Source organism: Haloarcula nitratireducens (assembly GCF_019599505.1).
In genome coordinates this window covers 81981-95207 of the sequence record NZ_RKLT01000003.1, presented here as the reverse complement: position 1 = coordinate 95207, position 13227 = coordinate 81981, and the positions used below count along the sequence as shown (strand labels likewise).

Sequence of the window (13227 nt, the reverse complement as noted above, 5' to 3'; positions counted from 1 at the left end):
GAGGTCGCCGTCCGCTCAGGGTCGCCCGCCGCGCCGTTCCCGCAATCCTTACGCCGGGGACGGACAGAGGGTGGGCTATGACAGAGGCGACGGGCATCGTCGGGGAGTTCCTCTCGCTCAAGGAGGAGACCGACGCCGACTTGCTGGCGATGCAGTGCGGCGACTTCTACGAGTTTTTCGCGGACGACGCCGAGCGGGTGGCCGAGGAACTGGACCTGAAAGTCTCACAGAAGTCCTCGCACGGTTCGTCGTATCCGATGGCGGGGGTCCCGGTCGACGACCTGACGCCGTACGTCTCCGCGCTGGTCGAACGCGGCTACCGGGTCGCCGTCGCGGACCAGCACGAGACGGCCGACGGTCACGCCCGCGAGATAACGCGGGTCGTGACGCCGGGCACGCATCTGGAGAGCAGCGACGCCAGCGCCCGGTATCTCGCGGCGCTGGTCCGACAGACGTCCCGCGGCGAGGGCGACACCTACGGGCTGGCCTTCGCCGACGTGACGACGGGCCGGTTTCAGGTGACCCAACTGGACGACGCCGACCCCGCTTCGGTGCTCTCGGAGCTCTACACCTTCGCGCCGGCCGAAGTGTTGCCCGGTCCCGACCTCCGGAACGACGACGACTTCCTGGAGCAGCTTCGGGAGCGCTCCGACGCCGCGCTCACTCTCCACGCCACCGAGTCGTTCGAACCCGGCCGCGCCCGCCACCGGGTGCGCGAGCAGTTCGGCGCGGAGACCCTGGAGAGCGTCGGTATCGAGGGGGACGAGGCCGCCATCGCCGCCGCCGGCGCGGTGCTCTCCTACGTCGAGGAGACGGGCGTCGGGACGCTCGCGGCGGTCACGCGACTGCGGGTCTACGGCGCGCGCGAACACGTCGCGCTGGACGCGACGACCCAGCGCAACCTCGAACTCACCGAGACGATGCAGGGCGACAGCTCGGGGTCGCTGTTCGACACCGTCGACCACACCGTCACCGCCGCCGGCGGGCGACTCCTCCGGCGGTGGCTCCAGCGACCGCGCCGGGACCGGAGTGAACTCCAGCGTCGGCAGTCCTCCGTGGCGGCGCTGGCCCGCGAAGCGATGGCCCGCGAGGCGATTCGGGAGACTCTCGGCGACGCCTACGACCTCGAACGGCTGGCGTCGCGGGCGACCTCGGGGAGCGCCGACGCGCGGGACCTGCGGGCGGCACAGGAGACGCTCGCGCTTCTCCCCGAGGTGGCCGACGCGGTCGCCGAGACCGAGCGGCTGGCCGACTCGCCGCTCGCCGACGCGCTCTCGGGGACCGACCGCGAGGCCGCCGCCTCGCTCGCCGCGGAACTGGACGCGGCGCTCGTCGAGGACCCGCCCGGCACCGTCACGCAGGGCGGGCTCTTCTGCCGGGGGTACGACGACGAACTGGACGAGCTGATCGACGAGCACGAGGGGGCGCTCTCGTGGCTGGAGACGCTGCCGGAGCGGGAGAAAGACCGTACCGGCATCACCCACCTCTCGGTGGACCGCAACAAGACCGACGGCTACTACATCCAGGTCGGCAAGAGCGAGACCGGCGACGTGCCCGACGAGTACGAGCAGATAAAGACGCTGAAGAACTCGAAACGCTACACCATCCCCGAACTCGACGAGAAGGAGCGGGACGTCCTCCGGCTGGAGGAGCGCCGTCACGAGATGGAGCGCGACCTGTTCGAGGACCTCCGAGCGCGCGTCGCCGAGCGCGCGACGCTCCTGCAGGACGTGGGCCGGGCGCTCGCCGAGGTGGACGCGCTGGCGTCTTTCGCCGTCCACGCCGTCGAGAACGACTGGACGCGCCCCGAGGTCACCGGGGGCGACGAACTCACCATCGAGGCCGGCCGGCACCCGGTCGTCGAGCAGACCACCGAGTTCGTCCCCAACGACCTCCACCTGGACCGCGACCGGCGGTTCCTCGTCGTCACCGGGCCGAACATGAGCGGCAAATCGACGTACATGCGACAGGCGGCGCTGATCACGCTGCTTGCTCAGACCGGCAGTTTCGTCCCCGCGAGGGCGGCGACCGTCGGTCTCGTCGACGGCATCTACACCCGCGTCGGGGCCTTAGACGAACTCGCGCAGGGCCGCTCGACGTTCATGGTCGAGATGCAGGAGCTGTCGAACATCCTCCACTCGGCGACGGAGGACTCGCTGATCATCTTAGACGAGGTGGGTCGCGGGACGGCGACGTTCGACGGCATCTCCATCGCGTGGGCGGCGACGGAGTACGTCGTCAACACGCTCGAATCGAAGACGCTCTTTGCCACGCATTACCACGAACTGACGGCGCTGGGTGACGAACTGCCGACCGTCCAGAACGTCCACGTCGCCGCCGACGAGACCGACGGCGACGTGACCTTCCTGCGGACGGTCCGGGACGGCCCGACGAACCGTTCCTACGGGGTACACGTAGCTGATTTAGCCGGAATTCCCGACCCGGTCGTCTCCCGCTCGCGGGAGGTGCTCGACCGCCTGCGAGAAGACAAGGCCATCGAGGTCCGCGGGAGCGACGCGGCCGGAGACGCCGGAACTACGCAGGCCGTCTTCGACCTGGGGTCGGGACAGTTCGCTCCCGGCGGGGAGACACAGCGAGTCGAGACCGACGGGAGCCCGGAGGCGGCCGCCGCCGACGAGTCGGACGGGGCGGCCATCGACGCCGAGACGCGGTCGGTCCTCGAAGAGCTACAGAACCTCGACGTCAACGAGACCCCGCCCGTCGAACTGATGGCGACGGTCCAACAGTGGCAAGAGGAACTCGACGAGGCGTGACGACTCCCGCACTCGGCCGGGTCTGACCCGGTGTCGCGCTCGTCCGTTCGGAGATTCGGTGATAGGCGAGCGACGGCGATAGAACCGGGTCACGGGCCACCCTCCCACCCCACTGGTTCCGCTGTTAGCGGGGAACGAGTAGCCCCACCCCAGAGGGGGTGTGGTATCGTTCGGTGGAGAACGACGTGCGGATACCGTTTCTAGAGCAGCCACTTGAACTTACCTATCCGGGGTGGAAACATAGCCGACTGCGAGCCGATCACGGATCTCGTCTTCCTCTCTCCGATAGTCGTCCCCATCCCCCGCTAACAGCGGAAGCGGTGGGGTGGGTGTGTACCGTCTTTCCCTTTCTCTCTCGAGATCTACGCTCTGTCACTCCCTAACAGCGGAAGCGGTGGGGTCGGTTACATATAAAACATCCGTAACAACGGAAACAGCGGAACCGAAGGTTAATACCGCTACACCGCTCACCCTGTGGTGGATGACGGATATCACGTTCTCACCGACGTCTGCGATCTTCGAGCGGCGAGAGGCCCTCTTAGAGGAGTGGACGCCCGACGAGCTCGTCGGCCGCGACGAGGAACTCGAACGGTTCCACGCGGCGCTCCAGCCGGTGATCAACGGCGAGAGCCCCTCGAATATCTTTCTATACGGTAAGAGCGGCGTCGGCAAGACCGCCGCCACGCGCTATCTCCTCCAGGCGCTCGAACGCGACGCCGAACCGGTCCCGGAACTGAACCTCCACACGATCGAGATCAACTGCGACGGGCTCAACTCGAGCTACCAGGTCGCCGTCGCGCTGGTCAACGAACTCCGGGACCCGGCCGACCAGATCTCCAACACCGGCTACCCGCAGGCGTCGGTCTACCAGTTCCTGTTCGACGAACTCGATCGGGTGGGCGGAACTGTCTTGATCGTCTTGGACGAGGTCGACCACATCCGGGACGACTCGCTGCTCTACAAACTGCCGCGCGCCCGCTCCAACGGCGACGTCACCGACGCCAAGCTCGGCGTCATCGGGATCTCGAACGACCTCGACTTCCGCAACCAGCTCTCCTCGAAGGTCCGCTCCAGTCTCTGCGAGAAGGAGGTCTCCTTCTCGGCGTACGACGCCCGAGAACTGCAACTGGTCCTCCAGCAGCGAGAGGCCGTGGCGTTCAGAGACGACGTGCTGGACGACGGCGTCGTCGAGATGTGCGCGGCCTACGGCGCGAAAGACTCCGGGGACGCCCGGCAGGCGCTGGACCTGCTGCTGGAGGCCGGCGACCTGGCCCGCGAGAACAACGGGGAACTCGTCACGGAATCGCACGTCCGTCGCGCTCGACAGCGCCTCCAGACGGACCAGGTCGTCGAGGGGATCCGGAACTACTCCAACCACGGCCAGTTCGTCCTCTACGCAGTGACGCTGCTCGCCGAACGGGGCGACACGCCCGCGCGGACGAAGGACATCCTCAGCGCGTACGAACGGGTCGCCATCGAGGAGGGCGTGGACCCCGTCTCGGAACGGTCCGTCCGCGACTACCTGGGCGAACTCGATCAACTCGGCATCATCTCGTCGACGGAGTACAACCGCGGAAAGGGGGGCGGCAAGTACAAGGAACACGAACTCGAACAGTCGATCTCGTCGGTGAAAACCGGGCTATCCGAGCTCCTCGAGACGACGCCTTGACCCCCCGCTCCGACCCCGGGGGTAGCGCCGGTGGCGCGATCCATCGGTTCAAGCGTTAGCGACACTTTCACGACCCCACCGGTTCAAGCGTTAGCGACACTTTCACGACCCCACCGGTTCCGCTGTTACTGACTTTCTACCCCACCGGTTCCGCTGTTACGAATCGCGGCGGCTCGCCTGCCGTACCGCAATTCTCGAAGGGGTCTGCCGCTCTGCGTCAGGCTATCTGATACCCCTTCGATTCGAGGAGGTCCCGGACGCGCTCCGCGTGGTCGCCCTGGAGCTCGATGCGTCCGTCCTTGACGGTTCCGCCGGTGCCGAGCGAGGATTTCAGGTCCGAAGCGAGGTCCTGGACGTCGCCCTCGTCTTCGAACCCCTCGACGAGCACCATCTTCTTGCCGTAGCGGCGCTCCTCCGTGCGGACCGTGAGCCGCTGCGTCGCGCGGTCGAGGTCCGCAGTCGGGTCTTCCGGGATGTCGAGATCGTCGAACGGGTCTTCGTCTGACACTGTGTATTCGGATAGGGGACGAAGCCGAAAGAACGTTGTCACGGCTCTACGTCCCCGCGGTCGTCACAGTCGAACGTACAGGTCTCGGCATCCAGCAGCGCGTCGAGCTCCTCACACAGCCGCCGTTCGAGACGCGAGTCGAGCCGTTCCGGGGTGACGCGTCCGTCCCAGTCCACGGCGTCCTCGGTCTGTCGATACGTCACGACGTCGGCTGCGACGAGTTCCGGGAGGTGATCGTGATAGAGCGACATGTAGATCTCGAGGCGCTCGTCGAGTCGTTCGGTCGCCGGGCCGCCGGTCTCCCAGACCGTGACCTGATCGGCGATACTGGGCAGTGACTGCGGCGTCGAGTGGAGGTGGAGGCAGTAGAGCAGATAGCGCCGCCGCCGGTCGGTCAGTATCGACTCTAACGCTTCGCGTCCGCGTTCGCCGTCCATTGTCGAAAGCGAGGCCACACCCCCAATTATTACTTACGAATACAATCGGATAGTCGCCGCGGAACCCGCTCTTTCAGCGCAGACGTGCCCGACTGTCCGCCCCCTACAGCCCCTCGCCTAAGTCGTCGTCCTCGTAATCGAAGGTCTCCTCCGGCGCGTCGTCGGCGAAGAAGCCGAACGTCTCGTCTTCCCGGCGGAGGTAGTCGTTTTCGAGCATCTCCGTGACGACGCGGCCCAGCGAGTCGATCTCGATCTCGATCTCGTCGGCCTCGCCGGCGTCGAGGTCGGCCTCGTCCTCGGCTTCCTCGGGGAGCGTCGGCGACCGGTACCCCACTTCGTCCACGCCGGGGTCCCAGTAGAAGTCCAACTGCTCGACGAGGTCGTACTCCGTGACGACGGCGAAGTCCTCCTCGGTCAGACTGGTCTGTGTCGTCCACTCCTCGAAGGCGTCGGCCCACGCGCCCGACTCGAGGAACCCCTCGATCTCCTCCCTCCGATAGTCGTCCTCGGGGTCCTCGACCGGGTTGTCGATGGCCTCGTACTCGCCCCGTGGCTGTGGCCCGCGCAGCGACGGCGGGTCCGGAACCGGCACGTCGAGTGGCATACCCCGTCGTTCGCCGTCCACGCTGATATGTGTCGTGGCTGTCGCGTCCACGGACGCCCACCACGCGAAGAGCCACCCAACAACGCGACGGTCAGAGTGTGACCTGTCTCTCTGACTCGCCCGCCTCGAAGGAGAGGGGTGTTCGGTCGTTAGACGTCGCCAATGTAACCTCGACTGGGTGGGTCGAATCGACACGCACGCGAATCGCCTCTGTGGGGTCCAGCCCGGCATCTTCGACCCACACCGTCACGTGGGAGACTCCCTCCAAGGTCAGCTCGAGCGCATTCTCGGCTGGCGGGTTCGTAATCGGCTCCTTCCACGCGGTGCCGCGCTTGACGTGCGGCGTCGGCTCGGTGCCGTCGCGCTCGTAGTCCGCTTCGATTGGTGGGCCCTCACCGAACGCACGGGACCGAGCGTCGACGCGGCCAGATTCCGCGCCGGCGGCGACAGTCGCATCCGACACCCAGTAGGCTCCATCGTGAACGAGCCCGAACTCTTCGGCGTCGTACTCAGGAACCAGTGGGTACACCACGCGCCAGGGGTGTCTCGGCACCGTCGCGTCACCGAGGAAGTCGCGGGCTGGACCCCACTCGTCGCGGAAGGCGAAGGTGAAGTGGTCGTACTCGGGGAACACGTCGAGTTCGTGACGGTAGCCGAGTTCTCTCAGTCGTTCCTCCGTCGCCGTGAAAACCGGTGCCGGAACGAGCTTGTCGGCCCCTCCGTTCCACATTCGAACGGGGAGGTTGCGGAAGCCATCGAGGTACCGTGTCGTGCTTCCCTCGTACGTCTCGGCTTCGAACGCGCCACCGGAGACGGCGAACGCACGCGCGAACAGGTCCGGATACTGTCCGCCGAGCCGGAACGTCCCGAACGCCCCCATCGAGTACCCGCCGAGCGTCACGTGGTCGGAGTCGACGGCGAACCGCGAGCGAACGTCGCCCCACGCCTCGAAAACGTCGAGTTCGGCCTCGTCGAGGTACCACCCCGCAGGTCCCCGCCCGTGCGGGGTGAGGACGAGCGCATCGCGCTGTTCACCGAGTTGTCGGAGGAGGTTCGGGCTGAGGGTCGGGTACTCGCTGTACGTCGACCCGAGAGAGTGGAGATGCAGGTGCATCGGAACCGGCGTCTCCGGGTCGTAGCTCTCGGGGACGTACAACCCGTACTGTTGGACTCGGCCCCGAAGCACATCGTTCTCTGCGTCGACTCCCGTCCCGAGGTCGTAATGCGACGCGTACAGACGCGTCTGGAAGCCCGTCTCGGGGAGCCGACGGTCCTCAACCTTCGTCCGCACCTTGGCGAAGTCGATGTCGGCGTGGAACTCGCTGATGTCCCGGGCGGCGAGTGCCGTCGCCTGTGCGTGGTCACGCCAGTGGCCGTAGCCGATACCGCGGGATTCGGTTTCCGTCGCCTCTTCGAGTTGTGTTTCGCCAGTTTCGCGGTCAACATTGGGTGCGCCGGCGGGTTCGTCGAATCGGAAGCCGACGTTGAACACCGGCGGTGGTGACGACGCGTGCGCCCCGCCGGGGTGTGTCTCGTCCGGGAGTTCTTGGACGGGGACGAACGACTTCGTCTCCGGGTCGAACAGGCCGACGACGAGGTAGTGACGCCACGTCTCTTCCCCCGGCGAGAGCGGGACTGTGACGTCGATCTGGTTCCGAGCGAGATCGGCCCGCGAGTCGACCGGCTCGCCGTCGAGCTCTGCGCCGTCACCCCACGTCACGACGACGTGGTCGAGCGACAGGTCACCGAGCGTGCCGAGGCCGTAGCCCCACTCGTTTCCCCCCGTCGCCCCGCCGGTATCGATACCGATTGCCGCGGCGGCGAGTCCCGACTCGGTCATCGTGTTGAGCGTCACGCGGTACCTGAGACTGTCGCCCTTCGTCGTCGCACGAAACTCGAGGAGGTCGGCCGAGTTGTGGCGGTACGTCTCGGCGTCCGTCGGGTAGACGACGTCACCCGACATCACTCCGTTCTCCCCGTACGCCGACGCATCGTTCGGTGCAGGTTGTGGCGGCGCGGCCGTATCGGTCGTATTCGCTCCGTAGTCGTCGTAGACGTAGTCTTGATACAGGTACTCGCCTGCGGAGTATCCCTCCGTCCCCGCGACGAGCAGTGGCTCGGCACGCCAAGGTGGACCGTTCTCGAACTGCGGGGCCGTCGCAGGCGACTCGTAGAGGACATCTGGTCCCGGTTTCGGGCCCGTCTGAGTGTTCGCTACGGCTGGCTCGGTCAGTGCCCCCGAGACGCCGAGCACCCCCCCGGCGACGGCTGTCTGGAGAAGTCGGCGACGCGAGAGGTGACCTCGTGAGGTGGACCGGCCCGGGCTGTCGAAACTATCGTGATTATCCATTCAGGACTCCCGTAGAGTAGGTCTAGTCGTAGTGGTTTTGGCCGACCTATTGGAAGAACATCGTGCAGAACGATATCCGTGGACTCTCGCATCGCCGAGACGCCACAGGAGTGAAGCGCAGTGAGGGGGTGTCTCTTCTACAAGCCATTCGAAATATTGGCGGCGCGGACCCCGATGGGACCGATCGCTACGGGAGCCATTGAAAGGCAATGCACACCCGATTGCACGACAGCAGTGCAATCGGTGTGTAGACCCGCTTCAGCTGTCACGACAGCAGTCGTTGTGAATGCCCGTTCACACCGCGCCGCCGTCCGCTTTCGCACTAACGACGCCGCTGCCGAGCGTCGCGTCACAGTCGGGGAGTGGCCCATATCGGCGCGTCCGACGGAGTCGATAACTGTCCCGTCCGCTCACTCCAGCACCGTCTCGGGTCGCTTCAGGTAGAACTCCTGTTCGCTGACTCGCTCGTAGACGTCGTACAGCGTCTGGACGGCCGCTTCGCCCGGCGAAAAGCGGATATGGGGTGCGAGGTGGTAGGCCTTGCAACTGGTCAGGAAGAAGTAGAGCGTCCGATGGTGGGCGGGCGTCGCGTCGACCACGCCGGGCGAGCGGCCGCCGAGGTCGTCCGAGAAGTCGTTGAGCATCGCCGCGATGTCGTCGTGTAACTGTTCGTCCGGTCGCTTGAGCGTCGTCCCGAAGGTCTGGTTCAGGAAGTCGCTCGTCGCCCGGAGGAACGGGTTGCTGTCGAAGCCGCTCGGATCGACGGCGGCGAACCGCTCGTAGAGGTCGAGCAGCGCCGTCAGTTCGTCGGCGGTGACCGCGATGGGTCGCACCGGGTCACCTTGTCCGAGCGAGTACTCCGGGAACGTGTGCGAGCGCGGATCCGGGACCTGTTGGAAGACCTGTTCGAGCGCCATAGGTGGCGTTCGGCGCGGAGCCGTCTAACTGTTGCGTGGTGACGCGTCGCACGAAGCTGAAATCTGGTGACGAACCGCGGTCTCACCGAGTCAGGAGCGGCGGTCGCCCAGCTCCGCGAGCAGCGCCAGCCCGTAGACGACGTTCAGGATCGAACTGGCCTCTCCGGCCTCGTAGACGAGGTCGTCGCGGTTCCGAACGTGGTCCAGGACGGCCGTCGAGGCGTGGTCCGGCGCGGCGGCGACGCCGGCGTCGTTCTCGGCGACCCACTCCATAACGCGGAGGTCGCTCTTGCTGTCGCCCATCACCAGCGCGAACGGGTCGTCGATGTCGAGCACCTCGAAGGCCCGTTCGACGCCCGCGGACTTGTCGAGTTCCAGGCTGACGAGTTCGGCGGCGTCGCCCTCGTAGTAGCCGATGTCGATGCGCTCGAAGACGTCGAGGACGGCCGCGGGAGCGTCGTCGGTGTCGGCGTCCGTCGAGAGACCGGCAGCGCCGAGGACGGCCGCTATCTCCGGGTCCCGAGCGAAGTAGGTCCGGGCGAGCGCGGCGGGGTCATCGACGGACGCGTCGACGGCCTCGACGACCACTTCGCCGACTAAGCCACAGAGGTAGCCGAGCGCCTCGTCGATGATCTCGACGGCCGGCTCGCTGCCGACCTCGGCGTTGGGCTTGAGCGTGACGTTGAACTCGTTGCCCTGGAGGTGACAGCCGTGGCGGACGCTGTCGGGGGCCTCCGAGAGCACGCGGCCCCGCACGGCGTCGAACACGTCCACGACGGCCGAATCGAGGTCTTCGTACAGCAACCGCTTGGTCTCGGAGCCGTGTTTCGGCGTGAAGACGCCGTTGCCGGACTCGTAGACGATGCTGACCGACCCGGAGGAGACGACCTCGTTGCCTAATCCCTGGATCAGGAACCCCTTGACGTTCTCCAGCGTCTGGCCGGTACAGACCACGATCGGCACGCCCCGCTCGTGGAACTCCGTGAGCAGATACAGCGTCTCGCGTGGGATCTCGTTGTCGGTGTCGCCGGCCGACCGGAGCGTCTCGTCGACGTCCAGGACGAGGACGTTCACAGAGCGGCCGTACTTCGCGTAGAGGTCCAGCGCCGTGAAGGCCTCCTCGCGCGTCAACCGCGCGGCGATCTCGGCGTACGTCTCGCCCGTCACCGGAAACTCCTCGGCGATGACGGCCTTCTGCTCGTCGAGTTCCTCGCGGACGCGCTCCCAGCGGTCCAGCGCGACGCGGGTCCGAAGCGGCGGGAAGAGGTCGACGAACTCCTGGTAGGCCCGCAGCGTCTCCGTGTCCGCGGTCTCGTACAGTCGATAGAGCTGGTCGTACTGTTCCATCTGTCGGGTTGGTAGTCGTCTCGCCGCGAGCGCACTTCACTGTGCGGTACACCGGCGAAAAGACGGGGTGGTCACGGCGAGCCGTCGCGGTCGTCACCGTCTTCAGTCGTCGGCGTCCGCAGCATCGCCCTCGCCGCCGTCGGTCAGCACCTCCGCGTCCTCGGTCGCTTCCTCGTTGAGGAACGACGGCAGTTCGTCGGCGTCGTCCGCTTCCTCCGCTCTCTCGTCCGCTGTCGTCTCGGTGCGCTCTCTCCGCCACTCCGGGGTGTAGCCTCTGTGGTGACACATGGGAGTCTCACCTATCGAACGTCGGTACTGTGGCGTGTTAACTATTTTCATACTCCGATAGACGCCTCGACAGCAGACAGTCTCAAGTCGCCGCGCCCGTTATCGCAGAGCAACGATTATGCGGGGGACGCCATGACGGACATCCGGCGACTCGACGAGCGAACCGTCGAACGCATCGCGGCCGGCGAGGTGGTCGAGCGGCCGGCCTCGGTGGTGAAGGAACTGGTTGAGAACGCCGTCGACGCCGACGCGAACCGGGTGGACGTGACGGTTGAACGCGGCGGCAGCGAGGGCATCCGCGTCGCCGACGACGGCGTCGGCATGGACCGCGAGGCCGTCGAGCGCGCCGTCGAGCAACACACTACCTCGAAGATCCGCGACATCGCGGACTTGGAGGGAGGCGTCGGCACGCTCGGTTTCCGCGGCGAGGCGCTCCACGCCATCGGGGCCGTCTCGCGCCTGACGATCACGACCCGCCCGCGCGGAGGAGACGTCGGCACGGAGCTCGTCGTCGAGGGCGGCGAGGTCACGTCGGTCGGTCCCGCCGGCTGTCCGGAGGGAACGACCATCGAGGTCGAGGACCTCTTCTACAACGTCCCCGCCCGCCGGAAGTACCTCAAGCAGGCCTCGACGGAGTTCGCGCACGTCAACACCATCGTGACGAGCTACGCGCTGGCGAACCCGAACGTGGCCGTCTCGCTCTCCCACGGCGGCCGCGAGACGTTCGCCACGACCGGACAGGGCGACCTGCGGGAGACGGTCATGTCGGTCTACGGCCGCGAGGTCGCCCAGTCCATGATTGCTGTAGAAGACGCCGACCTCCCCGCCGGTCCCCTAGAGGGCGTCTCGGGGCTCGTCTCGCACCCGGAGACCACCCGCGCCGGCCGGGAGTACCTCTCGACGTACGTCAACGGCCGCTACGTCAGAGCGAAGACGGCCCACGACGCCGTCGTCGACGCTTACGGCACGCAGATAGCGCCCGACCGCTACCCCTTCGCCGTCCTCTTCCTGGACGTGCCCGCCGGCGACGTGGACGTGAACGTCCACCCCCGGAAGATGGAGGTCCGCTTCGCCGACGACGAGGGGGTCCGCGAGCAGGTCCGAACCGCCGTCGAGGACGCCCTTCTCGAAGAAGGGCTGCTTCGATCGTCGGCCCCCCGCGGCCGGTCACAGCCCGAACAGACCGAGATCTCGCCCGAGCGGTCGGGTGACGAAGGGGCGGCGAACGAGGTCGGGAGCGAGACCGCAGACCCCGCAGATAGCGAGTCCGCCGACGCTACCGCGTCGAATCGAACCGCGGGCGACGCCGACTCGGTCCGGGCCGACGAGACGGTTTCGACCGCCGACGAAACAGCTCCGTCGGCCACCGGAACGGCTGACCAGCGGGCCGACACGCCGTCGGCTTCGTCCCCGGCCGACTCCGTTTCGACCGGTTCGGCTGCCGATTCGACGCCCATCGGGACGGCCGGTGACGCCGCCGACGAGTCCGCCAGTGACGCCGCCGACGGGTCGGCCGCGCGGACCGGCGGTAATTCGGGGCCGACCGACCAGCCGTCGCCCGACCGGAAGTTCTCGGGCGGCCACGAGCAGGCCCGGCTCGGCGACGGCCCGGAGACGACGCACGACTCCCTGCCGTCGATGCGCATCCTCGGCCAACTCCACGAGACGTACGTGGTCGCCGAGACCGACGACGGACTGGTGCTGATCGACCAGCACGCGGCCGACGAGCGGGTGAACTACGAGCGGTTGCAGGCGCAGTTCGCCGGCGAGACGACGACGCAGGCGCTCGCGGACCCGGTCGAACTCGAACTCACGGCCCGCGAGGCGGCGGTGTTCGAGGAGCGGAGCGACGCGCTGGCGAGTCTGGGCTTTCACACCGCTCGCACCGGTAAGCGTACCGTCGCGGTCCGGACGCTCCCCGGCGTCATCGCCGACGCCGCCGATCCCGACATCGTTCGAGACGTGCTGGGCGCGTTCGTCAGCGGCGAGGGGTCGGCCGCGACGACGGTGGAGGCGGCCGCCGACGAACTGCTCGGCGACCTCGCCTGTTATCCGTCGGTCACCGGCAACACGTCGCTCACCGAGGGGTCGGTGCGGGACCTCCTGTCGGCGCTCGACGACTGCGAGAACCCCTACGCCTGCCCGCACGGGCGACCGACGGTCATCGAGATATCTCACGGGGAACTCGAAGACCGGTTCGAACGGGACTACCCGGGTCACGCCGGGCGCAGGGACTGACTGAGCTACTACTTAGCTCGCACCCGTTGGCTTCCTTTTTAACAAGGCCCCGCTTCAGCCACCAGAGTAAACAGTCGTGCGCTGCAAGACGGAGT

General features: G+C 67.0%; 10 protein-coding genes. 3 read left to right on the top strand and 7 right to left on the bottom strand.

Annotation, left to right across the window (positions count from 1 at the left end):
• The first annotated feature begins 77 nt into the window (after window positions 1-77).
• Window positions 78-2774, top strand: a complete 2697-nt coding sequence (mutS, locus tag EGH23_RS10400) for a DNA mismatch repair protein MutS (protein WP_220579947.1) — start codon at window positions 78-80, stop codon at window positions 2772-2774.
• A gap of 481 nt (window positions 2775-3255) precedes the next feature.
• Window positions 3256-4443, top strand: coding sequence for an orc1/cdc6 family replication initiation protein (locus EGH23_RS10395; protein WP_220579946.1), 1188 nt, complete (start codon window positions 3256-3258; stop codon window positions 4441-4443).
• Between the two features lie 217 nt (window positions 4444-4660).
• Here the strand turns inward: EGH23_RS10395 and EGH23_RS10390 are convergent, their stop codons facing one another.
• The 7 genes from EGH23_RS10390 to EGH23_RS10360 all read right to left on the bottom strand — a co-directional run bounded on the left by EGH23_RS10390 (window position 4661) and on the right by EGH23_RS10360 (window position 10894).
• Window positions 4661-4951, bottom strand: a complete 291-nt coding sequence (locus EGH23_RS10390; RefSeq protein ID WP_162317161.1) for an SUI1 family translation initiation factor — start codon at window positions 4949-4951, stop codon at window positions 4661-4663.
• Between the two features lie 38 nt (window positions 4952-4989).
• Window positions 4990-5388 (bottom strand): DUF7344 domain-containing protein, encoded by a 399-nt coding sequence (locus EGH23_RS10385; RefSeq protein WP_220579945.1) that lies wholly within the window; start codon window positions 5386-5388, stop codon window positions 4990-4992.
• 103 nt (window positions 5389-5491) lie between these two features.
• Entirely contained in the window at window positions 5492-5992 is a 501-nt protein-coding gene (locus EGH23_RS10380; protein WP_220579944.1) for a DUF7992 family protein, read from the bottom strand.
• A gap of 91 nt (window positions 5993-6083) precedes the next feature.
• Window positions 6084-8342: a hypothetical protein gene (locus tag EGH23_RS10375; protein ID WP_220579943.1), complete on the bottom strand. Its 2259-nt coding sequence runs from the start codon at window positions 8340-8342 to the stop codon at window positions 6084-6086.
• A 410-nt stretch (window positions 8343-8752) separates the two neighbouring features.
• Entirely contained in the window at window positions 8753-9259 is a 507-nt protein-coding gene (locus EGH23_RS10370) for a hypothetical protein (RefSeq protein WP_220579942.1), read from the bottom strand.
• A 90-nt stretch (window positions 9260-9349) separates the two neighbouring features.
• Complete coding sequence (locus EGH23_RS10365; protein ID WP_220579941.1) at window positions 9350-10606, bottom strand: HAD family hydrolase; 1257 nt, start codon at window positions 10604-10606, stop codon at window positions 9350-9352.
• Window positions 10607-10708: 102 nt separating this feature from the next.
• A complete protein-coding gene (locus EGH23_RS10360; RefSeq protein WP_220579940.1) occupies window positions 10709-10894 on the bottom strand; it encodes a hypothetical protein in 186 nt (61 codons plus the stop codon).
• Between the two features lie 132 nt (window positions 10895-11026).
• Between EGH23_RS10360 and mutL the strand changes: the two genes are divergently transcribed.
• Window positions 11027-13132, top strand: a complete 2106-nt coding sequence (gene mutL / locus EGH23_RS10355; RefSeq protein WP_220579939.1) for a DNA mismatch repair endonuclease MutL — start codon at window positions 11027-11029, stop codon at window positions 13130-13132.
• The last annotated feature ends 95 nt before the right edge of the window (window positions 13133-13227 follow it).